Origin of the sequence: Paenibacillus marchantiae (assembly GCF_028771845.1) — a bacterium.
Classification (GTDB): Bacteria; Bacillota; Bacilli; order Paenibacillales; family Paenibacillaceae; genus Paenibacillus; species Paenibacillus marchantiae.
This window is the reverse complement of sequence record NZ_CP118270.1, coordinates 4,277,673-4,302,221: the sequence shown is the minus strand read 5'-3', so window position 1 is coordinate 4,302,221 and position 24,549 is coordinate 4,277,673. Positions and strand designations below refer to the sequence as shown.

26 protein-coding genes, 1 pseudogene and 1 riboswitch are annotated in these 24,549 nt (G+C 44.5%); of the genes and pseudogenes, 4 read left to right on the top strand and 23 right to left on the bottom strand.

The window, feature by feature from the left end; all coding sequences use genetic code 11:
- Positions 1 to 29: 29 nt before the first annotated feature.
- The 12 genes and pseudogenes from PTQ21_RS19665 to PTQ21_RS19610 form a co-directional block, all read right to left on the bottom strand.
- Positions 30 to 644 (bottom strand): hypothetical protein, encoded by a 615-nt coding sequence (locus PTQ21_RS19665; protein WP_090949717.1) that lies wholly within the window; start codon positions 642 to 644, stop codon positions 30 to 32.
- Between the two features lie 272 nt (positions 645 to 916).
- Entirely contained in the window at positions 917 to 1,990 is a 1,074-nt protein-coding gene (locus PTQ21_RS19660; protein WP_072732732.1) for a sensor histidine kinase, read from the bottom strand.
- On the bottom strand, positions 1,987 to 2,661 hold the full coding sequence (locus PTQ21_RS19655; RefSeq protein ID WP_090806109.1) for a response regulator transcription factor: 675 nt from the start codon (positions 2,659 to 2,661) through the stop codon (positions 1,987 to 1,989). The genes PTQ21_RS19660 and PTQ21_RS19655 overlap by 4 nt, the downstream gene beginning before the upstream one ends.
- Before the next feature lie 132 nt (positions 2,662 to 2,793).
- Positions 2,794 to 3,609 (bottom strand): ABC transporter permease, encoded by an 816-nt coding sequence (locus PTQ21_RS19650; protein WP_063565177.1) that lies wholly within the window; start codon positions 3,607 to 3,609, stop codon positions 2,794 to 2,796.
- Complete coding sequence (locus tag PTQ21_RS19645) at positions 3,606 to 4,637, bottom strand: ATP-binding cassette domain-containing protein (RefSeq protein WP_064638632.1); 1,032 nt, start codon at positions 4,635 to 4,637, stop codon at positions 3,606 to 3,608. Before PTQ21_RS19645 ends, PTQ21_RS19650 begins: the two co-directional genes overlap by 4 nt.
- Before the next feature lie 151 nt (positions 4,638 to 4,788).
- A complete protein-coding gene (locus PTQ21_RS19640; protein ID WP_274566817.1) occupies positions 4,789 to 6,189 on the bottom strand; it encodes a family 43 glycosylhydrolase in 1,401 nt (466 codons plus the stop codon).
- A 56-nt stretch (positions 6,190 to 6,245) separates the two neighbouring features.
- The gene (locus tag PTQ21_RS19635; protein WP_274566816.1) at positions 6,246 to 8,000 is read right to left on the bottom strand and encodes a glycoside hydrolase family 2 protein; all 1,755 of its coding nucleotides are present in this window, start codon (positions 7,998 to 8,000) and stop codon (positions 6,246 to 6,248) included.
- Between the two features lie 16 nt (positions 8,001 to 8,016).
- A pseudogene (locus tag PTQ21_RS19630) lies at positions 8,017 to 8,121 on the bottom strand (carbohydrate ABC transporter permease); the annotation flags it as partial.
- 316 nt (positions 8,122 to 8,437) lie between these two features.
- Positions 8,438 to 8,638, bottom strand: a complete 201-nt coding sequence (locus PTQ21_RS19625; protein ID WP_274566815.1) for a hypothetical protein — start codon at positions 8,636 to 8,638, stop codon at positions 8,438 to 8,440.
- Positions 8,639 to 8,803: 165 nt separating this feature from the next.
- A complete protein-coding gene (locus PTQ21_RS19620) occupies positions 8,804 to 8,998 on the bottom strand; it encodes a helix-turn-helix domain-containing protein (RefSeq protein WP_274566814.1) in 195 nt (64 codons plus the stop codon).
- 111 nt (positions 8,999 to 9,109) lie between these two features.
- Positions 9,110 to 9,268 (bottom strand): hypothetical protein, encoded by a 159-nt coding sequence (locus PTQ21_RS19615; protein WP_274566813.1) that lies wholly within the window; start codon positions 9,266 to 9,268, stop codon positions 9,110 to 9,112.
- A gap of 16 nt (positions 9,269 to 9,284) precedes the next feature.
- Positions 9,285 to 10,244, bottom strand: a complete 960-nt coding sequence (locus PTQ21_RS19610; RefSeq protein ID WP_274566812.1) for an ArsR/SmtB family transcription factor — start codon at positions 10,242 to 10,244, stop codon at positions 9,285 to 9,287.
- A 188-nt stretch (positions 10,245 to 10,432) separates the two neighbouring features.
- Between PTQ21_RS19610 and PTQ21_RS19605 the strand changes: the two genes are divergently transcribed.
- Positions 10,433 to 10,708: a hypothetical protein gene (locus PTQ21_RS19605; RefSeq protein WP_063565183.1), complete on the top strand. Its 276-nt coding sequence runs from the start codon at positions 10,433 to 10,435 to the stop codon at positions 10,706 to 10,708.
- 235 nt (positions 10,709 to 10,943) lie between these two features.
- Here PTQ21_RS19605 and PTQ21_RS19600 read toward each other — a convergent pair whose 3' ends face one another.
- Positions 10,944 to 12,176: a cytochrome P450 gene (locus PTQ21_RS19600; RefSeq protein ID WP_274570531.1), complete on the bottom strand. Its 1,233-nt coding sequence runs from the start codon at positions 12,174 to 12,176 to the stop codon at positions 10,944 to 10,946.
- Between the two features lie 450 nt (positions 12,177 to 12,626).
- On the opposite strand from PTQ21_RS19600, the gene PTQ21_RS19595 reads away from it, so the two are divergent.
- Entirely contained in the window at positions 12,627 to 13,286 is a 660-nt protein-coding gene (locus PTQ21_RS19595) for a hypothetical protein (RefSeq protein WP_063565185.1), read from the top strand.
- 68 nt (positions 13,287 to 13,354) lie between these two features.
- Here PTQ21_RS19595 and PTQ21_RS19590 read toward each other — a convergent pair whose 3' ends face one another.
- Positions 13,355 to 13,960, bottom strand: a complete 606-nt coding sequence (locus PTQ21_RS19590; protein WP_064638644.1) for a TetR/AcrR family transcriptional regulator — start codon at positions 13,958 to 13,960, stop codon at positions 13,355 to 13,357.
- A 281-nt stretch (positions 13,961 to 14,241) separates the two neighbouring features.
- Between PTQ21_RS19590 and PTQ21_RS19585 the strand changes: the two genes are divergently transcribed.
- Positions 14,242 to 15,681, top strand: a complete 1,440-nt coding sequence (locus PTQ21_RS19585; protein WP_063565244.1) for a DHA2 family efflux MFS transporter permease subunit — start codon at positions 14,242 to 14,244, stop codon at positions 15,679 to 15,681.
- Between the two features lie 163 nt (positions 15,682 to 15,844).
- Here PTQ21_RS19585 and PTQ21_RS19580 read toward each other — a convergent pair whose 3' ends face one another.
- The 5 genes from PTQ21_RS19580 to PTQ21_RS19560 all read right to left on the bottom strand — a co-directional run bounded on the left by PTQ21_RS19580 (position 15,845) and on the right by PTQ21_RS19560 (position 19,734).
- Positions 15,845 to 16,744, bottom strand: a complete 900-nt coding sequence (locus PTQ21_RS19580) for a TetR/AcrR family transcriptional regulator (RefSeq protein ID WP_274566811.1) — start codon at positions 16,742 to 16,744, stop codon at positions 15,845 to 15,847.
- A 49-nt stretch (positions 16,745 to 16,793) separates the two neighbouring features.
- Entirely contained in the window at positions 16,794 to 17,327 is a 534-nt protein-coding gene (locus PTQ21_RS19575; protein ID WP_274566810.1) for a GNAT family N-acetyltransferase, read from the bottom strand.
- 43 nt (positions 17,328 to 17,370) lie between these two features.
- The gene (gene tenA, locus PTQ21_RS19570; RefSeq protein WP_274566809.1) at positions 17,371 to 18,039 is read right to left on the bottom strand and encodes a thiaminase II; all 669 of its coding nucleotides are present in this window, start codon (positions 18,037 to 18,039) and stop codon (positions 17,371 to 17,373) included.
- 121 nt (positions 18,040 to 18,160) lie between these two features.
- Positions 18,161 to 18,259: riboswitch (TPP riboswitch) on the bottom strand.
- Positions 18,260 to 18,304: 45 nt separating this feature from the next.
- Complete coding sequence (locus PTQ21_RS19565) at positions 18,305 to 18,595, bottom strand: hypothetical protein (RefSeq protein WP_274566808.1); 291 nt, start codon at positions 18,593 to 18,595, stop codon at positions 18,305 to 18,307.
- A gap of 8 nt (positions 18,596 to 18,603) precedes the next feature.
- On the bottom strand, positions 18,604 to 19,734 hold the full coding sequence (locus PTQ21_RS19560) for an NAD(P)/FAD-dependent oxidoreductase (protein ID WP_274566807.1): 1,131 nt from the start codon (positions 19,732 to 19,734) through the stop codon (positions 18,604 to 18,606).
- Positions 19,735 to 19,976: 242 nt separating this feature from the next.
- Between PTQ21_RS19560 and PTQ21_RS19555 the strand changes: the two genes are divergently transcribed.
- Complete coding sequence (locus tag PTQ21_RS19555; protein ID WP_274566806.1) at positions 19,977 to 20,792, top strand: AraC family transcriptional regulator; 816 nt, start codon at positions 19,977 to 19,979, stop codon at positions 20,790 to 20,792.
- Here the strand turns inward: PTQ21_RS19555 and PTQ21_RS19550 are convergent.
- The 4 genes from PTQ21_RS19550 to PTQ21_RS19535 all read right to left on the bottom strand — a co-directional run bounded on the left by PTQ21_RS19550 (position 20,789) and on the right by PTQ21_RS19535 (position 24,498).
- Entirely contained in the window at positions 20,789 to 21,430 is a 642-nt protein-coding gene (locus PTQ21_RS19550; protein WP_274566805.1) for an HAD family hydrolase, read from the bottom strand. The genes PTQ21_RS19555 and PTQ21_RS19550 overlap by 4 nt on opposite strands.
- Before the next feature lie 47 nt (positions 21,431 to 21,477).
- Complete coding sequence (locus PTQ21_RS19545; protein WP_274566804.1) at positions 21,478 to 22,071, bottom strand: DUF1349 domain-containing protein; 594 nt, start codon at positions 22,069 to 22,071, stop codon at positions 21,478 to 21,480.
- Positions 22,072 to 22,136: 65 nt separating this feature from the next.
- On the bottom strand, positions 22,137 to 23,381 hold the full coding sequence (locus tag PTQ21_RS19540; protein WP_274566802.1) for an MFS transporter: 1,245 nt from the start codon (positions 23,379 to 23,381) through the stop codon (positions 22,137 to 22,139).
- An 85-nt stretch (positions 23,382 to 23,466) separates the two neighbouring features.
- Positions 23,467 to 24,498: a zinc-dependent alcohol dehydrogenase gene (locus PTQ21_RS19535; RefSeq protein ID WP_274566801.1), complete on the bottom strand. Its 1,032-nt coding sequence runs from the start codon at positions 24,496 to 24,498 to the stop codon at positions 23,467 to 23,469.
- Between the last annotated feature and the right edge of the window lie 51 nt (positions 24,499 to 24,549).

Genomic DNA, 24,549 nt, shown 5'->3' with positions numbered 1-24,549 from the left:
ATTGAATTTGTAAAAAGCAAGTAAGAAGTTTAATCTCGCCATTCCCTCAGAATGTTCTGCATCCCCGACTTCGTATGAAGAAACTGTTTCACACGAGAGCCATTGGCACCAGATGGATGAGGAAATCCCCATAAAATCTTCTCTTCATCTACCCGATGTTCATCAAGCAATTGATGTAGTACAGCCTCCACCGACTTTCCTAATGGAATAATAAGAGGATGCTTTAACTGTTCCAATTCAGGCAGAAATGACTCAAGTACAGCTTGATACAAAAATTCACTTTGAGGAATGGAAGGCTGATGTCCATTGTAATTTTGCTTATTCACCAAGACTGGATATCGAATCAGAGAAGTTGTATGTAACAATGTACAGTCTGCTTCAAATAACCTTTGTACATGGGGCACTCTTATATATTCATGCAAGCCTATTTCCTGGAGCATTAAAATCAAATTGGTACGCATAGAGCCGGCCATTCTTGCCGCTATTTTGGCTTCTTTACAGGCTTGCTCATATGATTTGTGTGCTTTCAAAGCTTGGATAGCCGTTCTATAAGCAATCTCCATTTGCTGCCAACCTGGTGTGATGCCCACAAGCATGACTTTTGCGGCTGCATTGATATATTCATTATGTGGGGAATAGAACATCTCCACCTCTCCTGAAGAGCTTAATTTCAGCTCATTAATCAGCAGCTGTGCTTTGGAGTACTTGGGTTGTATCGGGAATGATTTCATCACGTCAATCAGACGCTGTTGTTGAGTGGGAGATATCAGCAGAATTGCTCACTCCTTACGGCCTTTATGTATTAGCTACCCTGCAAATTATCGCTTATATACCTTATTTTGTACAATAACAGCCGAATTAATTGAAATAAAAAGGGTAATTGACGGACAACATCCATCGATTACCCTTTTTATTATTATAAATGGACAGGTAGCTGTACAATAAATGTCGCACCTGCTCCTGGTTCACTGAACACGGAGACAGTACCCTCATGCATCTCCACAATTTTATGCACGATGGAGAGGCCCAGTCCACTGCCACCCAAGGCACGTGTGCGGGATTGATCCGCTTTGTAAAAACGTTCGAATATGCGAAGCTGATCCTGCTTGGTGATGCCGGGTCCACTGTCAGAAATACGTACACTGATCTTGCCATCACTTTGTGTAAGGAAAACATCAATTTTTCCGCCTTCTGGCGTGAACTTGATTGCATTATGAATAAGGTTGATCCACAACTGAATCATCAAGTCCTCATCAGCAAAGATTTCAACTTCTTCCAGCTCTACGTTCATATCAATTTTTTTGTCATCCCATTGGGGTTCACAGGCTAGAACCAGAGTTACCAGCTGCCGATCCAAGCGGTAAGATGTTTTATGTGATGCATGCTCGGATGAATCCAGAACGGCGAGCTTCATTAAATTATCACTCAGTCTGGACAAACGAACACATTCCGTCTCAATGATCGTCAGATACTTTTCCCGTTTTTCCTGGTCCATATCTTTATTTTTCAGCGCCCTGGCGAAACCGCTGATTGACGTGAGCGGCGATCCAATCTCATGTGATACATTGGAGATGAATTCCTGACGCAAATCTTCCATCGCTTTGAGATTTGCCGCCATGTCATTGATGCTTTCAACCAACTGCACAAACGGATGGGGATTTCTCTGTCTCCCGTTTCTATTGGCAAATTCCGCATCCAGATTCACACGAAAATCCCCCCGGGAAATGCTTTTCAAAGCCTGAATCATCTCATTAAAAAATTCATATTGCCTGCCTTTAACCAGCGGACCGATCATTGTAATGCATAATCCAAAAAAAATGAACCCCAGCATGGCATTAATCAGAAAAGCAAGCAATTCATGCGGTTCCCATGGGACAAAGGAATACACATATCTCGTAAGGTAGAAAGCTGCTGTCCAGCAGGCAAACAGGGCCAGAGATACCAGAATGACGTTTCTGGAAACATGAAGAAATCCACCCTCCTGCTTCATTGCCTTACCTCTAGGCGATAGCCCAAACCCCGCATAGTACGAATGACGAAAGCATGCTCTTCCTCCGGAAACCGTTCACGAAGTCGCTTGATATGCACATCAATCGTTCTCTCGTCCCCTTCGTAATCATACCCCCAGATCTTTTCGATTAACTGATCACGGGTAAAGGTTTTGCCAGGGTAACTCGCAAGGGTGAATAGCAGTTCAAATTCCTTGCGTGGCAACACAATATCCTGATCACCTTTCTTGCACTCAAACGTATCACCCCGCAGGACCAGTTCACCAAGCAGGATCACTTGTGAAGTCATAATCCGATATCGTTTCAATAAAGCCTTCACCCGAGCAACCAGCACCAGCGGATCAAAAGGCTTCACCAGATAATCATCCGTCCCCAGGGTAAATCCTTTGATGATCTGCGAGGTTTCCCCTTTGGCCGTTAACATCAGGAGCGGCAGATCCGTCTGCTGCCGCAACTGGCGGCATAGTTCCCATCCGTCCATGCCTGGCATCATAATATCGAGAACGACCAGATCTACCTTATGGTCAGCGAGTAATCGCAGTGCATCCAAACCGTCAACAGCCTCGATTACGTGCAAACCCTCCTGCTGTAAAAAATGTCCTACCAGCTCTCGGATATGCGGGTCGTCATCAACGACCAATACGCTTGTCAAAGTGACCACCTCCATTTTTTCAACCTTGCCTTATACTCCACATTCTGTCAAGAAAAAGACCTTATACCATGAAGGCATAACATCTCTTTCCTGACATGCTACACTTGTTTAGCAAAATTTGATGATTTCCAATTACGTTCTGCGCATATATGCCCGCACTGTCAATGGTGCAAAAATGGCTACAATAACCGCTGCTCCGGCAAGGCTGGTCACCAGGTCTGTGCCCATTGTCCCTTGATTCGCCAATTCGCGTACAGCTGAAACCAAATGGGATATCGGATTGACATTAACTACCCACTGAAGCCAATTCGGCATCGTATCTACCGGAACGAAAGCGTTTGAAGCAAAGGTGAGCGGAAACAATACGAGCATGGAAATCCCTTGTACACTGGACGCAGTACGTGCAATAACACCGAGAAAAGCAAAAATCCAACTGATGGCCCAAGCGCAAATAATAACCAGCAATCCTGCCAAGGCAACATGACCCAATCCACCTGCAGGGCTATATCCCAATAAATATCCAATCGTAAAGGTAAGGAACGTTGCAATGGTATAGCGTATAGTGTCTGCCAGCAATGCTCCGGCCAGTGGCGCAATACGTGCTATAGGCAATGATTTGAATCGGTCGAATACCCCTTTATCCATATCCTCACGCAATTGCACACCAGTCACGACGGAGCTTGTAATTACCGTCTGCACAAGTATACCCGGAATAATGACCAACAAATAAGCTTGAATATTTCCCGAGATCGCACCACCAAAAATGTACGTAAACATCAATGTGAAAATGATCGGCTGTAGTGTAACATCGAATAATTGCTCTGGTGTTCGTCTAACCTTCAATATCCCGCGATAAGCCATCGTTAAGGAATTCCGGACGGTTTGCCCAAAGCTTGTGTATTTTCTCAGCTTACGGCTTGGATTTTGTTTCGCTATTGTACTGTTCATACTTGCAACTCCTCCACTGCTTTTGATTCTTGAGACGTATGAGACGCATTGCCACTCGCATCTTGGCCCGTAATGGTGAGAAATACTTCATCAAGTGTAGGTTTCTGGACACTCATCTCTGCCAGATCAATGCCTGCGGAACGAAAGGCAATCAGTAGATCTGCTGCAATATTAGCATTTGCCATCGGTGCAGTAATCTTCCCCGCTTCCGCTGATACGCTGGATTCTGTTCGAAGGATCTGCTCTACAATCTGACGGGCGTGTTCAATCCGTGTCGGTTCCTGGATGCGCAGTTGAAGTGATGCAGTGCCAACGGAGGCTTTCAAATCATCCACCGTACCTTCGGCCACAACATGGCCCTGATCAATTACGGCAACACGGTCGGCCAGTTGATCCGCTTCATCAAGATATTGTGTTGTAAGAAGCACGGTTGAACCAGTCTTGACCAACTGGCGAATCGTATTCCACATCTGTGCACGTGTCCGTGGGTCAAGTCCAGTTGTCGGTTCGTCCAAAAAGATCAGCGGCGGCTGAGCAATAAGGCTTGCTGCGAGATCGAGACGGCGGCGCATGCCTCCGGAGAACCCTTTGATTGGACGTTTCGCCGCCTCCGTCAAGCCGAACTCTTCGAGCAAATCGGCTGTTTTGCGTTTCGCTTCTGCGCGGCCAAGACCCAGCAGCCGTGAAAATATCATCAAATTTTCGTTGGCACTCAGTGACTCGTCAACCGATGCGTATTGTCCTGTAAGTCCAATCAGCTGGCGTACGATATGTGACTCCTTCACCACATCATGCCCAAATATTTTGGCTGATCCTCCATCGGGCCGAAGCAGCGTGCCCAGCATCCGAATGGTTGTTGTTTTCCCTGCTCCATTCGGACCCAGTACGCCATAGATCGTACCTGCCTTTACGTTCAGATTCACACCATCCACTGCACGCTTATCTCCAAAGATTTTTACAAGCCCCTCTGCTTCAATGGCCCAATCTCCAAGTTCATTACCTGTTGTTCTTTGCTGTGTATTATTCAATTGTGGTTCCTCCCATATCGTTTATAGGGGAAGAATATCGTACTTTTATGAACTGAATATGAATGGAATCGGAAAGTTTTCCATTTCAAATCACAAAACCCCGCCAAGGTCCAAATGGACACCGGCGGGGTTCGGATCGGATTATAATACTCTAATTTGCAGGTTTGATATCAAAGAAGTCCAGTTCTCCATATCCTTCACCTTTGGAGAAACGAATTTTGTTCACACCAGCCTTTAGCTGAACTCTCGCTGTGGACAGTCCCCAGTTCTCCCATCCCTTGTTCGTAATGTAGAAAGGACTGGCTGTGCCTCCATTCACACTCAGCAGCAGGTTGGACCAGTTGCCACCTGCTGTGCCATTCGCTGTCCTCGCCAGGAGAATATATGTGCCCGCAGTTGCTGCATTGACGTTAAATTCTACATAGCTGTCCGCCGTATCGATATGACCAGCTTTCATGCCGCCTGAACCAGAAGGACTCTGGGATGCATAAGCGATCCCACCAAAGGTTCCCTCTTCTCCTTCATATCGAACGATTGACTTTTCTCCCGAAGGTAGAGCAATAGGTACGTTGGGATTCACCGGTGTACCCAAATTCGGGGTATTGTCGGCATTCCAGGTGAACTTCTGTAAGCGAATCTCACGATTCCATCCGGAATTATTGGATTTCGCTGTGTGGTACATGATCCAGTCCTCAGTCCCGTCAGGCGATTTCGTAAAAGAATGATGACCCGGACCGTACAAGCCGTTCCCCGATTGGAAGATAGGCTGACTGCGCTTGCTCCAGGATGCCGGATTCAGCAAGTTGCTTGAGGCGTTAGCGGTAATAAGCCCCAGACAATAGTCGTTGGTCCAACTACCACTTGCCGAGTAGACTAGACTGATAACTCCGTTTCGAACGATCACCTGCGGTCCCTCATTTACATTCGGGGAATGATTGGTTTCCCAGGCGTAGGTTGGTCGTGCAATTTCCACGCGATTTGAATCGATCGTCCAGGGATTACTCATATGGGCAATGTACAGATTCTGCCTTACATTCGTATCTGCTTCCCAGCCCGACCAGATGAAGTAGAGCTGTCCGTTTACCTGTAATACCGTCCCGTCGATAGCCCACTTGTTGGTGTGATCCGTAATCTGCCCTTTGTATTGCCAGGTTCCCTGTGTCGGGTCAGCTGACGTGTTTTCCATGACATACATGCGGTGATTGACGTTGTCTCCATCATCCTTCGCATAATAGATGTACCATGCACCGTTGATGTAATGAAGCTCTGGAGCCCAGATGCCGCAGCAGCCGGTATTCACCACAGTGGTTGGAGCCGCATCAATGGTTGTTAATTGAGCTGACTTCCAGATGGTAACGTTACCACCTGTTGTTTTGGTGAAATAATAGAATCCGTCAGTGTGTTTGTAGACCCATGGATCAGCTCCATCCTGCATTACGACATTATAGAAATTATTCTGAACGGTCGCTGCATGCGTCGTCTGTCCCATCGGGAAAATAAGAAATGCACATAAGGCCAGCAACAATTTGTTCCTGTAATTCATTATTTTCATCTACAGTCACGCTCCCTATAGGATTATGAATCATGCGCGTACCTGACCTGCAACGTTCAATCTTCGATGGCAGCCTTGCGGGAATTAATGCGACGAATCGTTTCCGGGTCGAATTTCGGACGGCGGTCATACGTGTACAGTCCATTCACTTCCTGTTCCACATCATATAGCTGGGTATAACAAAACCCGAACATCTTCGGATGGTCCAGCAGGACATTGGTTAGTCCCTCATAACGTGCAATGAAAGCTTCTTCGGATTGTGGTCTGTCCCCGTAACCCCAAGCTTTCTCATCTTGCTGATCCGGATTCCACCAGATACCGCCATACTCACTGATAAAATATGGCTGCCCTTCATACGTCTGCCGCTCTGGAAAGGTATTAAATACTTCCCCACCGCTTTTCATCGGTTCATATCTGGCCCGGAACGTATCCGGGTTCTGATCATAGTCATGCAAATCGAAGATATCCGTCACCACATGAAAGTTACCGCTGGTATCAATGACAGGACGTGTCGGGTCCATACGTTTAGTCATCTCATAGACAATGCGCAGCACGTCGTTATCCTGCCGGGTTCCATCGCGATCCCACGTTTCGTTGAACGGACACCAGCCGATAAGCGAGGGATGATTAAAGTCACGTTCCATACCTTCCATCCATTCCGGTAGGAACCGGGCAAGGCTTTCGGTCGTTGTAATATCCTGTCCCCAGTTGGCATGTTCTCCCCATACCAGGTAACCAAGCTGGTCAGCCCAATATAGGAAACGTGGCTCAAACATCTTTTCGTGCAATCTCGCTCCATTAAAGCCAAGCCCCATGGAGATCTCGATGTCCTTGCGCAGATCTTCGTCGCTAGGTGCCGTGTAGATGCCATCCGGGTAAAAGCCCTGATCTAGTATAAGCCGCTGAAAAACGGACTTCTCATTGATACGAAATGCCATGCCATCCAGCCTTACCGTCCGCAGTCCGAAATACGAGTCTACCGTATCGATGGTCTGATCCTGCCCATGCAGCTTCAACTCCAGATCATACAATTTGGCATGCCCCGGCTCCCATAAATGGATTTCGGATAATGGGACGGTAAGCTTCACAGCAGGTCCATGAACAACCGCCGTTGCCGATCCAACATCCTTGCCGCCAAAGCGGACAGTTGCAGCCAGCTCTCCTCCAGCAGCGTTACCGCATATTTTCACTTCAAGGTGCACACATGCATTATCCGGATCAGCCGCGACTTTCATGTCGGAGAGATACACCTCTGGCACTTGCTCCAGCCACACCGTTTGCCAAATGCCAGTAGTCCGCGTGTAATCGCAGCCATGTGAGTGGAATCGTTCGCTCTGTTTTCCTCGCGGCTGAAGTCCAGAACGCACATCATCTTCCGCATAAACCGTGACTATATTCGTTCCTGACGAAACATGAGATGTGATATCAAAATGGAATGGCGAATAGCCTCCCCGATGTTTGCCAACCGCTTTTCCATTGACCCAGATCTCGGCTTCGTAATCAACAGCGCCAAAATGAAGCAAAATGCGTCCATTCATCCAGGCATCCGGGATAGAGAATTCCCGTTTGTACCATACCGCAGCCATAAAATCGGTATAGGCCACCCCGGACAGTTTACTCTCTGGACAGAACGGAACAGTGATTGTCCCAGAGAGATGATGTTCGGACTGTTCATAACCTCGTTCTTTTCCACTTTTGCCATGATCCATTTCGAACTGCCAAGTTCCGTTCAGATTGATCCAATGGTTACGCACCCACTGAGGGCGAGGGTATTCCGGGCGTGGTGTTAATGTCATCTTGTCTTTATTCATACGTAAATCACTCCTATTAGCCTTTGATTGAACCGGTATATACTCCTTTTACAAAGTACTTTTGCAGGAAAGGGTATACCATCAGTATTGGAATGGTGGACACAACAATGGGGCAATATTTGTTCTGTATTTGAATCAAAGTATAATTACACAATAATTAGATGTCAACGTTTTCAATTTATTTTCTTGTAATAAAATTCGTCTGGTATTATTGCTTAGATTTCCTTCAAACAGCATGGGAAAGTTAATTATCCACCGAATAACACCATTAAAATACTGTTCCAATGCGGAAAAATCCAGTTCAAGCCAAAATAATTATTACTTTCTTCGTCTAATGAGAGCATTCGTTTTCACCAAATCATTTATCTACTCCGCCTTTAATTACAAAATAGTTGTAATTATACGCATACCCAGCCCCTATTCTCGAGTCTTCTGTTTTACTCTCCCGATGGAACTTGGAGCGCATGATCATCGCTGAAAGGCACACCAAAATCAGGTGTTCCATCCCAGTTCCATTCAAATTTTTGAATGCGTGTTGCCCGTAAACGCATAAAATAATAATAACCATCGGAGTGCCTGTAGACCCAAGGGTCCGCGGATTGCAATGCCACCGGATTACAAAATGTACTGGTTGTCATCTCTTTTCTCTCCCTTCATATCGTGCTATTTTCTTATTATCTGGCAGAATTTGTTTGCAGACAATTGCGAAAACGCTTTTATTAAGTTGTAAAAAAAGACAACCTTCAAGCGATTTCGTCGGTCGAAAAAAACCGTCCTGGAGACGGTTTTTTCCTGTTGAAGCTTTACTGAATGCTTTGCATCCGCCATTCCAGTGGGGTAACCCCGACAGATCTGACAAAATAATCATAAAATCGGCTGGACGAAGTAAACCCTACTTCCGAAGATATCATTTCGACTGCCTTGTTGGTTTGTTGTAACATCCGTTTGGCTTCCATTAGACGAAGATTGATAATGTATTGCTTCGGAGAAACCCCCACCGATTCCGTGAATTTCTTTCGCAGATTGCTTTCTGACAGAAAATGTCGAGAGGCCAATTCACTAACCGTAATCGGCGTGTAGTAAGACGAATGGATCTCTTTCAGGACTTCCTAAACGATGCATTGAACCGTTGGATCGTTGACAGCATGAGGAGCTTCGACTGAGCAATTCCGCTGAAACAGTAGCAGTGCAGCATGTGAATGGGATTTGAATAAACCTTCACCCTGCTCCAGATGAAACAAGTTCGGTTTAAAACGCTTGATACTCACGATACATGAGGAACCGTTATTTGGCATATCTCGCATCCTGATCACCCGCATTCATCGTATACCTTACCTGCATAATAATGTTCTGTTCATGATCTCCGAACTCATTGCCAAACAGGTTCATGCCTCCCTGATGCCTAGCATCCGGATGAATTCCAATGCGTAATCTTAACTTGTGTTTATCCTCAAGATGAAGATCTGACAGGGACACATCCGAAATTTTCTCCTTGTCCAGCATGGTCATGTTGTCGTCCACACGCCATTTTTTGAGAATGCCGTATTGTGTGGAACCATCAGACCACCATGCCGGATTCAGTTTACCTCGGCGGTCGCCCAAATCTCCGGGACTAGTCCACATCCCGATCTCAGTGCCATTCACCCAAATGGAAATATCCGAGGGCCAATCATTGTTATAAGTTGCTACTTCAGAACAGATTTCCATGGACAATTCCAAAGATTCAATCGTTGCACCTTGCGGAATATCCATTGGAAGCAAATATTCCAGATAACCTTTTGCCAGCCAAATGATCTGAGCATCAATATGCTTAGGATGATAGAAGCTTGCCGGGTCGTCTTCCTTCAGAATCATCTCCTCCGTGCTCGCCATGCCGCATGTTGGCTCAACTTCACAGTCGCTGTAATGCCCTATCGGCATCTGTACTTCATAAACATTCGTATCCCGTGTGGGAAAGGAAGTCACTCGATCCAGGGCGATATGAATATCATCATAATTGCGGCTGCAAACCTTCATGGCCCCACGAGAGGCTGGGAGCATCTCCGTATGTATTAAATGGGCTGCCTCCAGCACTTTAATATGGTTGGCTACCGTTGACACGGGCAGGTTAAGTGCTTCGGCAATTTCAATAATGTTTAATTTATTGGCATTAAGAAGCTGGAGAATGTCAATCCGGGAACGAGTCGACAAGGCGTGGGTTACAGTTACCAGTTTTTCCGGGTCGTTAAAGCTGAGTTCCAGCACGTATTTGCTCTCCTTTGGAAAATATTAATTAAAATAATTCTACTGAATAACAGGAATAAACACAATGTTGCTATGCTCCATCTTGCTTTCGGAGGAATCCATCTGAGAACATTTTCCACGTAATCTTTCCTATAACGAAGGCAATGAATAGAAGTAATCTGCATTTCTTGTGAAAGGAAGAGTTATACGTGATAAGTGAACTCAATAGCTGGATCAGGCATATTGCCTCTAACTATATATTGATTATTACGGCAGCTGTTATTTTCTTCGCGATTAAGGCTGTAATCGGATTCTACACCTACAAACATTACAACAAACAATTGGACCATTTGCACCATAAAGTCGATCTGCTCATCAAGGAACAGCAGCTTCTAGCTCAGCAGTTCTCCGTTCCCAACGGAAACAGAGACATGATGCACAAAGAAGACCACTTCGAGTCTTCATCGCAACCTCCTCTAATGTGATCTTCTCATTTGTCTTATGTGTGAGATGGCCCTTCCCCTCTGTTAAATCAAATCAAAGCAAAGGCTTCCTCACTCACCGTAAGAGTCGACTACGTTGTTCTGATCAATCTTGTTTTATTTTTCGATTCTTTCCTGACAGAAAAAGGCCTTGAACGTTATAAAAGCCGTTGATCAGATGTTGTTAAACATCCAATCACGGCTTTTTTATATTGTCTGTAACATATCAATCTATATCCTAATGCACAACCTTCATAGGCAAGTACGTCAGCGACTGACCTGGAGCCGAGACGGTAAGGTTGTTTTCCAAATCAAATGATTCAACCGATTCGATGAAAGGTACCCTTTCTACGAATGCTGTCAAAGCAACAATCAACTCCATTCTCGCCAGCGGAGCACCCAGACAGAAATGTGGACCATTTCCAAAGGTAAGGTGTTTTTTGTTATTGGGACGGTGAATGTTCAAGTCGAACGGATTTTCAAATATAGTTTCATCCATATTCGCCGCACTCATCCAGGAAATGACGACATCCCCTTTTTTCAATTCTACACCCAACAGATCATTATCCTTCTTAACGGTCCGGTGTCGCTTGGCGTTATGGAAGCGATAACGAAGCATCTCTTCCACAGCAAGTGGGATCAGCTCAGGGTTCTCTCGTAATTGCACATACAGGTTGGGGTCATCATAGAGAAAAGAATAAAATGTATTAGATACCATGTGACTGGTTGTTTCGATACCGGCCCCGAGCAAAAGCATTGTGGTTCGAACAATCTCATCATCGGAAAACTTCTCGCCGTCTACATCCACTTTCAACAGATCTGTAATGATATCATCGCCAGGCTGACTCCGTTTCTGAACGACAATAGGGTACAGGAATTGGTAATACTCCTGCGCTGCGACCTGCTTTTTCTTTTCCATTGCCTCTGCATTTTCTCTATTGGCAGGTTGAAACAGAATATCTACCCAACTTTTGAAGCGGTGGCTGTCCGTCAGCGGTATGCCCAACAAATCAGACATAACCATGGAAGGCAATGGTGCTGCCAGTGCTTGCACAATGTCGATTGTTGTATTCAGCTCGATATCCTCCACCAGTTGCTTCGCAATGTTCCGAATCCGTGGCTCCCAGTTTTTCAGACTGCGGGGTGTAAAAGCAGCTGAGAGCAACGAACGGCTTTTTTGATGACGTGGAGGATCTATGCTCGAAATATTCATTTTGTCCGGCGGTGTGCCTTCCTTGTTTTTAGCTCCGACTGAAATGGTAGTTCTTGAGCCTTCGGATGAAAAATATTCATGATTGCTTAGTACCTGCTTGACATCGTCATATCTGAACACATTCCATGTGTCCGTATCCTCATGATAGTAGACAGGTTTCTCTGACAACATTTTCCGAAACCAGTGAAGAGGAAAAAACTCTTCCGATCTGGACTGGAAATTGGTAATATCGTGAACACGAATCACTTCTTTGTACATCCAGTACACCGCCTCTCGAACTATTTTATCCAAAGGAAAGAGGGATTTCTTCCATGCCTCTGATAATCATCACCAGCGCCACTTCAGTTCTTCGGCTCCCTTTGATTCCTCCTTTGTTGCACATGAATTGACAGTTCAGCGCACAACCAATTTTATACTAATCGTATATTATTTGGAATGAAACTTTCGAACTATATTCATTTTATGGAAAATTCAAGGCATATTTTTATACCATTCGTATATTTAATGACGAGAATTAAGTTCTTAAGGGTTATGTATTTTTGGGCAAAATAAACAAGCTCAAGAAATGAAAACATCATTAATCTGGGATTACAGATAGGTAGGGATGAACATGTCTAAACCTCATACGTGGACCATATGGTTTACTATGGTATGCTTGAACACTAGACTCATTCTTTGCACATCAGGGTTTCGTTCGGGAGGGATACAGTGAATTGGATACGTCCAGTGAATAGAGGAGAATCTGTTTTTAAAGTTAAAAATAATCGAATTATCTACTTTGCAAAATTATCTATTCCACTTAATGCCCTTATCGCAGTTGGGAAAATACTTTTAGGAATCTTTACGCTCTCCTTCTTTTTATGTATTAACGCCTTTTATAATATTGGCATCGCTGTTGCTAAGTATTACGCAGCCAAAGCACATGAGGACTCGAATCTTGATGATTCCAGCCCGGAGGAAATCCTAAAAAAACAATACGCGGCATACCGATTTATAGGTAATATTGTGCTCGCTTCAAGTGCGGTGTACATCATTTATTGCAGTAAGTTATTATTTGTTACAGGCAGCAGAACGCATTATCCTCACTATGCCGCCTTCATCATTGCTGCCGTTACTTTTACCGAAATCGCAGTATCTCTTGGGGGCGCCATTATGGCGAGACGGAATAATGAACCGGTCATTGAAGCCATCAAACTGACGAACTTCTCTTCATCATTGATCTCACTTTCATTAACACAAACTGCGATCATGTCATTTTCATACAAAGGAGATCCCACCTTTTACAATGGACTGTCCGGCATCATTTTTGGTGCTCTGGCAGCACTCATCGGGCTGTATATGATTTTACGAACTCCGACAGGAGATTAGCCCATTTATAGTCTGTTGAAAAGACATCTGCGTATAGTTGAGTCTAACTAAAGCTGGATGTTTTTTTGTTATATCAAGTCATTGTAAGAATAAGCACGAATTAAAGAGAACTGTTTGGCAAGGAAATGCGGTGCATAGGGCATGTCATTACGAAGCCAGGATACAATGGTACCAATCAGAGCTGAGGAACTGTACCAGATTGCGATCTCCTTATGAATACCCGCTTGTGAAAGAGAGCTTCCCAGCTCCAAGCTTTCGATCTTGGCCGAAACGAGTGTCGTTAGTAATTTCATGAGCCTCTCCGTAAAAATGGGGGTTCGTCTGGAAGCGAGAACGACACGATAGAATTTGGAATGATCAGCAAAGTGTTCAAGCAATTTTACAAGCACTGGCCAACCATCGTCTTTGGCAGCATCTTCAAATTGAGGAGCATATTCGTCCACAATTCGTTCAATGTGCTCGATCATCTCGTCCGCCATTTTCTCCATCATGTCTGTGATGTCACGATAATGCAGATAGAAAGTCACGCGGTTGATCGTCGCACGTTCTGCAATTCGATTGACGGATAGTTTCTCGATGTCCATTTCCTGCAACAGATCTACAAAAGCATCACGAATCAACTGTCTTGTACGAAGTATACGAGGATCTGTAGCAGACTTCTTTTCATTTTTCATGCAATATCACTCCTCAAATTTTAAAAATTACAATTTTAAATGATCAGTCGTTTATTTCCGAATTAGACGACATATTTTATTATTTCGTAAAATAAGCAACGAAAATACCCAAAATCGTAAATTGTAATCTACGGGAATATGTATATAATTCAATAAATACAATGTAAACTATACAACACGTTGTAAATTTAGTCACGTGTGGATTGAAAGGATGGAATGGATTGAGTCAGGCTAGATTAAAAGAAAGAGATGACGTAAAAAAGGGCCCCATACTGTTTGTTATGATTTTGGGTGCATTTCTTGCCACATTGAACCAAACCGTTATGAGCGTGGCAACTCCGGAGCTGATGGGGGATTTTAATATCTCGGCAGCAACAGCCCAATGGTTTACGACAGGCTACATGCTGGTGAATGGTGTACTCATTCCCATCACGGCCTATTTCATGCAACGCTTTTCGACACGGCAATTATTTCAAGCTTCGATGTTTATTTTCCTCATCGGTACGATTATATCTGCCCTTGCGAGTAATTTTGGTACACTGTTGACAGGACGTATGGTTCAAGCAGCCGGTGCTGGTATTATCATGCCATTGTTAATGCATGTCATTCTTACCTTGTTCACTCCTGAGAAAAGGGGCGCCGCGATGGGGATGGTCGGCTTTGCCATCATTTTCGCTCCAGCGATTGGGCCAACCCTTGCTGGATATATTCTTGAGAACTACACATGGCAAACGATGTTTTACGGGATGATCCCACTAACCGTTATTGTTATTGGTTTTGCGTTTGTATATCTCAAAAATGTATCGGAACGAATCAATCTCAAGTTCGACACACTCAGCGTGTTGCTGTCCACGATTGGATTCGGCGCATTGCTGTATGGCTTCAGCCGGGCAGGAACTCTGGGATGGTCAAGCGCAGAAGTAATCATATGCATTGCAGCAGGAGTCATTGCTCTTGGACTGTTCACATGGAGACAACTCGCGTCTGCAAATCCGCTGCTCGATCTGCGGGCTTTCAAGTATAATATGTTCTCACTGACCACAATCATTAATATCGCGATCACGATGATCATGTATGCTGATATGATGTTGCTTCCTTTATACCTCCAAAATGCACGGGGTTACACTGCATTGGAGTCCGGATTATTATTGCTTCCAGGGGCGCTTGTCATGGGCTTCCTGATGCCGATAACGGGTAGATTGTTTGACCGGTTTGGCGCAAAATGGCTGGCGATTATCGGGATGGTCATTACGATTGTAACCACCATCGGGTTCATCGATCTAACGGATTCTACTAGCTATACTTACCTAGTATTGATGTCAACAGGTCGCCGAATTGGTATGGCCTTGCTTATGATGCCTATCCAAACAGCAGGTTTGAATCAACTGCCACCAAGACTAGGACCACACGGTACAGCAATATCAAACACTGTCAGACAGGTAGCTGGCGCTGTGGGTACTTCATTGCTCGTAAGTGTAATGACCAGTCGCACAACAGCACATGTTCAAGATATGGTTGCAACGGGTGCAGCCAAAGGCTTAACCCAGCAGCAGTTGGGAATGGAATCCATGATCCAGGGAATTAATGATGCTTATGTTGTCATTATTGGCATTGCCGTTCTCGGATTGCTCCTTTCCTTCTTCATCAAACGTACCAAACAAGCGACGGAGGAAGACTCCAAGCAGCCTGTAAGACAAAAAGTCTCGATGAATACAAATTAAGAACAATATTTACATGAATTACATCATGTAGAGCCTATTGTATCTTATATAAAAAGCGGCAGATCAGGACACTAAGTTTTATGTCCAATCTGCCGCTTTTTTGTGGTGTATTACATAATATAAATGAACAATTTGCCTGCACACGTAAGTAAGAACAGCTGCGTTAACTCGTTCTCTCCATGAGGATCTGCCTGAATTGTTCGAGATACGATCTGCAATCTTTGACAATCCTGTTTGTCTCACACTGAAGAGAAGACGATTCAAATTCCGTTTGAAACGCCTGTAGCGTTACTTCCAACATGGAGATATTGATCTCTTTCTGCTCAACTAAAACAAGCAGCCCTTTGGTCAGTTCTTTCGCTTTAATAGGTACTTCCAATTGGAGAATAGAATGACTGAATTTCTGAAGACCTGCAATCAGGTTATTTTTATCCAACACAATTTCTTTGGAATCAGGAGCGATCATCAAAAGACTTGGAAAATCAATAATATGCTCTTGTCTTTCCAGCATGGAACGAAGCAAGATTTCAATGTAGTTCAGGATTTTGGGCACAAGATGGTTCCAATCCGGTTGGTCAAGATGGAAGTTTCTCCACATGTTCGAGATTTGATGGATCATGCCAAAACCAAAAATAGCCCCTTCATAAGCAAAAGGTTTTAATTCTTTCCCAAATACCTGTACCAGTCGTTCAGATAACCAATTTAACTGCATGCGAGTCAAGTTTTTCAGATCGCATTCTCCAGAGTAGAAGCCTGTCCAGAATAGCTCCACAACAAGCTTTTTTTCTGGCAAAATCATCGGCACCATAATCTGATCCACCAGTAAATCAAAATCGGAAGCATAGCTTTGGCTCTCCAAATCTTTACGAATCATCATATCTTCCTGTACACGTTGCTCCAGAATGGCAAGAATACAATCATCCTTCGAGCCAAAGAATTTATAAAATGTTCCTTTGGACACACCTGACTCGTCTAGGATCATTTGTATGGAGGTGTTGGTCACTCCATGTTTCCCAAAGAGTACAAGCGCTGAGTCCAATAACATTTGTTTCCGCTTATTCATAAGTTCCCCCTGGATGATTTAGGTGGTTCACGTTACGATATCTAGTAACCTATTGCAAATCCACTGCAAACATCATATGTTCCTTCCAAATCCCCTTGATTTTAATATTCTGCCGGTCCGTCTCCTGAAAGCCCGCCTTGCGAAGCACTCGAATCGATCCGGCATTGTCGGGCAGCGCACCTGCCTCCACTCGTTTTATACCCGCTTCATTCATAGCAAAATCCAGTGCTAGCTGAAGGGCTTCACTCATATATCCCTTGCCATTCTGCACCTGATCGAGCACATAACCAACAATCCATTTGGTGGTGGAATCCAGTTCAAGCTCGAACAGAGAGATCTCCCCAATAAGCTCATGCGTATGGTTCAGAAAGATCCCGAAAGAGTACCGTTTCCCCTCTTCCCTCGCCTTGTTCCAACCTTCGAGAAGGGCTACTTGGCCCTCCAATGTATAGAATGTATCCGATCGTTCGCTTGCCGATATTTCTTCGAAAATAGCCCGGTTACGGAACTGCAAATCCAGTAGCCCAGCAGCGTCTTCCACGTTCAAAAATCGTAAATAGATGCGTTCTCCACGATTGTTCATCTGTATGTTCATCCTTATCTCTGGTTGTAGTAGATTGCATTCATCAGTACGAGAGTTGCCGTTTATAAGCCATATCCCAGAACAGATATTCAAATTCAACACTTCTTCTGAATATGTCTTCAATGGCCTCCAGTTCCGGCTCTGTTTTATGTTCACATAATGCATCCAGTGTATCATAGAACCATTCGAATGAGTCGCGGAATTCATCACTTGCATAATTTTCGATCCAAGTCTGATAGAAATTGCCCTCTAATGAATCTCGATATTGTTCTTTTAATCTTGTGGCATAGTCGTAATACGTCCACGCACAAGGGAAAATGACGGCGATGATTTCAGCAACCCCACCTGTTTGTGCAACACTCATCATATTCGACGTATAGGCCTTGTTATAAAGAGAGGGTTTGACAGCATGATTTTCATCCAGCGTAATCCCAAATTCATTCATATAATTTCGATGCAAATCCATTTCTTCGTACAGAATAGCGTGTTGAATAACCGTAAAGTTCGTCATCATTTTTTCATCTGTCGCCTTGACCGCACCCATGGCAAAAATCTTCGCATATTCAATCAGATATGTATAGTCCTGAAGAAGATAAAACTTAAACGCTTCCTGATCCAGTGTGCCTTTCCCCATTTCATGTAAAAAAGGATGGTTGTATCCATCTTCCCATACGGTTCTGGACTTATCTATTAACGTTCTTGAAAATGACATGATCATTTCTCCTTATATTAAAATTATAATGTTCCCGCTTCACATCCAGCTATCGCGTTCTGTCATCCAAAATGCAGACCAAAAAGCCCTTGTCCTATTTTCGGCAAGGGCAAAATAACATGAGTACATGTCATTTGCTCCCTACGTCAGTATTAACTAACAGGTTCAAAGGGTCAGGTTTTAACCTTCTCAACTGCGAACAGTCCCCCTGCAAATAGCTCAGGCTTATTACAACATGTGTTTTTCCAAATGTCAACTATTCCTATTAATCTTCAAGTTCCTCTAACTCTTCTTGCAAGTTTTTAAGTCGAGTGCGGATATCCTTAATCATACTTTGCAATTTGTTTAACTCATCCACCCATTTTTGCTCATTAGAGACGTTCGTCGCTGAAGTTGCATGATACGCCGGAGACGTCCTTAACTTGTCTAAATCCGATTCGTAACCCCTCCGCTCTTCCTCGGCTTTTGCTAGTTCCTCCTCGGCGATGCCAATCTGGTGCTCCAGATAAATAATGTCTGATGAGTTACCGTGAGTTAAGCGCTGTGAATACGTCATCGTTCACCTCATTTCTGATAATCCATTGCTTTTCCAAGGTCATATGGCTGAATATCGATATCCAAATCCAAACCCATAGCCAACTTGGCCAGTTGACTTCCAATAAAAGGCCCCATCGTGAGACCAGACGCTCCAAGTCCATTGGCTGTGATCAAGCCCTCCCAACCAGGAACAGCACCCATTACCGGAAGAAAACCTGGTGTAAACGGACGGAAACCTACTCTTACTTCCTGAAACGTGCTATCGGCTAAACCTGGAGCCAGTTCCAATCCTTTATTCAAAATTTCCTGCATTCCGCCTGCGGTTACTCTTATATCATAGCCTTCAATATCATTTTCGTGAGTCGCCCCGATCACAATCTTCTGTTGATCAAAGGCTAACAGATATTGATCCGAAGGAGGCATGACCACAGGCCATTTCCCAGTGTCTTCTCGATCATGAACCTGCAAATGCATAATTTGCGCCTTCTGATAATGAACCTTAAAATCAATGCCCAAGGGCTTCAACAGTTCACTAGCCCAAGCGCCGGCACACACAATAACCTCGTCAGCCGATATGACTTGACCGTCAACAACCACTCCAGTTACTCGGTCCGATTCATATTGAAGTGTCGCGTCCCCATTAATCAGGACCGCTCCATTTCGCTGTGCCGATCGGATTAAGGCATCACGCGTTGCACGTCCATCGATACGCGCAGCTCCGCTGATGTAGACGGACTGAAAGTTCTCCTCCAGGAGAGGAAAACGCTCATGGGTTTCTTTTGCATCCAGACGGGTAATATCGGCAATCTCCGGTGCATCTTCTTTACGAAGGTGTGCTCGCTCCTGCATCTTGTTGATTTTCTCTACTTCCGTATGAATACTAAGAGCACCCACTTGAGCGTAACCCGTTTCCGTTTCCCCTTCACTCTTGAGTTCTTCAATTAAACCGGGATAAAAACGTGCACCCGCCTTGGCAAGCTGATACCAATCCTGATTACGGCGCTGAGATAACCAGGGACAGATGATCCCGGCAGCAGCATCCGTAGCCTGCCCTCGATCTTTCCGGTCTATAATAAGAACTTCCGCACCCCGTTTTGCCAATTGATATGCTGTGGAAGCCCCAAGAATTCCTGATCCTACGACGATGACTTTCTTCATGACTGCATCCCTTTCCTAAATCACTGTATCCATTATAGCGTATACTGTTTGGTCTGATAATGGCAAGGCATCGACATGATGATACATAATCCTAAAAGGTTTTCGATAAGTCGTTCATCGAAGTAAATAGTTCGTTTAAATTAATGTTATTTATGTAATATAATTCAAATCAGGTTTCTTTTAACTCTGTATCCGCGCCATTTACGCACACGACCTTTAACGAAATGAGGAATAACACAACGATGCCGAAACCTAGTACGGGGAATTCACTGGATACCGATATGCCGCTTATGATTACAGGTCAAAACCAGCTGACCGTAGATGAATTAATGAATTGGAACGGCCATTCACGGGATTACAGTATTGTGCAGTGTATCGGGGGAACAGGGAAAATTGCAGCCCAAAATCATGAGTTTTCGATTCGGAAAGGAACAGCTCTTATTATGTTCCCGGAGGTCACATACCGTTACGACAATTTGAGTGATTCATTGTTGTTCGATTGTTTGTCCTTTAATGGCTATTTATTGCCCCGGTTTCTGCATACCTTGCAGATCGGGGAGCTGCGCGCCTTCAAGCCGGATGGGATGCTTCATATCCTGTTGCATGAAATAACGTTGGCGCTACAGTCCCGGCACAAGGATCAGATCTGGCACGTATCCGCATTGCTATACATGCTACTGGTCAGGTTAACCATTGATGGAGATCGTTATGGTGCTTATGAACGCTCGGATGCCCGATTAAAGCTGACCGGACTGGTTACTTTTATCAAGCAAAATTATGATCAGGATATCTCGCTCTCCATGCTGGCTCAGCAAATGGACGTCACCGAACAGCATTTGAATCGGATATTCAAAAAGGAATTCCAAATGACTCCGCTTGATTATCTGACACGGTATCGGTTATTGAAAGCCAAAGAAATGCTCGTCCATGACGCCGGAATAACGGCCCACGAGATCGCCCGGGCTGTTGGTTTCAACAGCGCCAGTTATTTTGGATCCGTATTCAAAAAATATGAAGGAATCTCCCCTATCGAGTTACGCAAGCAATACCAGAGTTAAAGGATTTCCATCGTGATCTCTGCCAGCGAGGTTAACCGCAGATCATACTTCGAGAATTCCAGATTACGCGTTACCTCGTTAGGCACAATGACACAGCGAATCCCCGCGGCTTTGGCTGCCTTCAGTCCATTCGGCGAGTCTTCGAACACAACCGCTTCGGATGCCCCGATCCCGAGACTCTCCAGGGCGAGCAGATACAATTCCGGGTCCGGTTTAACCCTCTTGACGTCCTCGGCTGTATGAATGACATCGAATAGTTCGAAAATGCCGAGTGTGCGCAAATAACCATGAACCCAATCCCGGGTAGAGCTGGAAGCAACGGCAAGTTGAATTCCCTTTTTACGGGCAGACCGGAGCAACTCATGCACGCCTGGAAGAATTGCTGCCTGTCCCAGGTATGCTTCGTATTTCTGTTCAGAGAGCAACTTGATATGATCGTGATCGATCGGTTTTTGCAGCGCTTGCTCCAGGTATAGAAAAGGGTGAAATTCTTCAAACGATGTTCCTACGTTTTTCGACCAAAGCTCTAGCCCAAGTTCAAGTCCATGCTCTTTATAAATATCGCGAAAAGCATAGAACCAGGGAGTCTCCGTGTCCACAATAAGTCCATCAAAATCCAAAATAAAAGCTTGTACCATTCCGCTTTTCTCCCTCCAATGATCAGCCGATTGGCGGGAAAATAGGCTTAGAAGCGTGCAGTCACGTCCGGACGGGTAACATTCATCGATAAAAAGTGACAGGTGCATCCCGTTCCGGCTGGTGACTGTCCAACAACTCCAGCCCGGATCTCTCCCTCTATCGGCATGCCGAAATATCGAATTAATTTCCACTCCACCCCATCGGGTGAATAAAAGAATGAAATGCAGTCCTCCACTTTGCGTATGCGCAGATAAGGATTCGTTACGGGAACTTCAACCGAATTGCAATCGTCGGATGAACCTTCCTTCGTTACTACCGACACAATGGTAGCCGCTTTTCCATCATACTCAAAACAAAGCTTGCACCAGTTTCGCTCATCCGCCATCACCATCAAACATCCGGAATCATACTGATGTTGCATGTTCACGGTTAGCTGGGTCGTCATTTCGAAATCATTAGGCACCGGCATCGACAGAAATGGCGCGGTTGCACGGATGTGTTTACCCGCTGGGTCCTGGAAAAAGTCCGTATCAGCCTGAGCTTCTACAATTAGAACGCCTTGATCGGTATAAGACCAGGTCTGTGGCTCATTGATCCAGTTCATTTGGTTTCTTGATTCTGTTGCAAATACGTTTGTCATTTCTATGCCTCCCAGGTTCATTTTCTGTATTATATATTCGTTTCATATACAGAAAACCCCTTCTCCTACATATTTTTGTAAGTACTGATCACTTGGGAGTGTTTCTGGGGATCAGGGAGGAATAACATAATGACCATGAGTACGATGTAAAATATAAGAATAACACTGAATAACAGCACAGGATTATAGTGATACAGTAGCCCTGTCAGGTAACCTGATGGAATCGCGGTTAACGTCATGACGGTCTGCACTGCCGAGAACATATCCGCTTTTTCATGTGTACCCAATCGGTTCATTAGCAGTGAGTCCCGGTACGTTTGTAAGATGAAATTGCCTGCCGCCAGTACAATTAGAGTCAGAAATAACATGGCTATATTTCCCGCAGGGATCAACAGAAAAAGTATTGCCCCCACTGTACTCAAAATGATCGAGAAACTGACATACTTCTCTTCTGAACGCCGTTTCAGACGCGGGATAATGACCAAATACAAGAGCATGACGGTTACAGCGGTGACGACCGGGATAAATGAAATAATCTGATCATTGAATTTTAATTGTTCCTTGAAAAAAATCACCTGAAAAAAGTTCAGCTGCAGGATCAGATTGGAAAGCACCGTGATGAGAATAATCGGTAAAAGTCTCCGTTTGTAGAATGATTTGCCGAAAAGTCGCATACTGGAAGCCAGACTCTGGATCACCCCGGTCTGGCTATGCATTCCCATAAGTTCCTTCCCTACTGCGGTCTCATCCGTATATCGGTTGCGAATGAAGAACATGACGGTCATGAGGATGCCACCGACAAAATAAATACTGGCTAGTGTTGGCACAATGCCAACATCAGCAATCACTACCCCGGCGATCGGTGTCAGTACTCCAGCACCAGTAATGATCATGTTGAGAATGGCGAATACCTTGGATCGTTTATGTTCCTCAACATCCTCAATAATTAGACAGTTGAAGGAAACCGTCACAAATTTGGAGGTTGCATTCAGCAGGTAAGCGATCAGAAACAACCAAAAATTCTGGGAGAAAGCCCAGATGAACATGGGAACACTCCAAGCAATCAGATCAAAAATCAGTGTTGTTCGCTTGCGGCCAAGCTTATTCGTGATTGAACCCGCAAATAACTGAAATATAAAGGCAAAATAAAGATTCACCGAATTGATCAAACCAATTTCAATATCCGAAAGTCCGGCTTCCTTCATATATAAGGGAGCATAAAAAAGAACAATCGTGCCCGGAATGGCCCATACCGGTTCAAGTAAGATGGAGTACCGCGGATTTCTCGGCAAATCCTGTAGCAGCTTCAATCGATATCTCCCCCTTTTCTGCGGTGGTTTTCACCGCTGCGAACTCCTTCTTTTCGCAGCGGCTCACCCGATAATGTCTACATGCTTACAAGATCAGAGCTGTTTTAACCGAATTCATGGGCAATTTCTCTCCGCTACGCAGATGATACCCAATTGTCCCATTGAATGCCTGTTCATAATCACTCAGCAGTTCCTTGGAGGTAACCATTTGCTCCAGTTCCGGAATACTTTGTGCAAATTTCAATGCTGTACTGATCATCGAGTGATTAGCTACCGCACCAATGATACTAATACCATCATTAATTACGGCAGTTGATTTGAACGTCACCTCATAGCTGTCGTCATAACCCATAGGAATGATCTTGCCGCCTTTGGCAATCATCTCAAATCCCACATGAAGCTGGTTACCAACCGCGTCCACTACAATATCAAACTTCTTGTTATTATTGATCTCGTATACTTTATCCAGTATCAGATCCTGAGGATAGAACACATGATCCGCGATCTCTGAAGCGAACTCTTTGCGGAATGGATCAACTTCCGTGCCTACAGTAAGCCTTGCCAATCGTTTGCTCACAAGCTGACACAGAGAACCGATTGCACCAGAACCGAGGACCAGTACAGAGTCACTTGGCTTAGTCCCTGCTTTCATGAACGTCTGAAGTACACATCCCAGTGGTTCGATCATCATAGCGGTTTCCCAGCTCATGGAATCCGGGATGGCATAGATATACTTCTCATCCCCTACGTAATATTCTGCAAATGTACCGTGCGTCGTCATCCCTACTTGATAGTCATCAAAATTCTCGCAATAGATGAAAAGACCTTCACGGCAATAGGAGCAGGTACCGCAAGATTGCGTGGGATCAACCAATACCCGATCACCTATCTTGAAACCACGAACTTCGTCGCCCACCTCAACCACTGTACCTACACCTTCATGACCAATAATCGTTCCTTTATTCGCCGGTACTTTGCCTTTGACAATATTCAGGTCTGTACCGCAGATGCCTGAACCATAGATTTTAATTTTTACCTGGTTTGACTTTTGTATGGTTGGCTCATCAATATCCTGATAAGTCACCTGTTTAAGATCCTGATATACGAGTGCTTTCATTGAATATTCCTCCTAGTCGATGTTCTTATTTGAATAAAATTTTAAACGTTT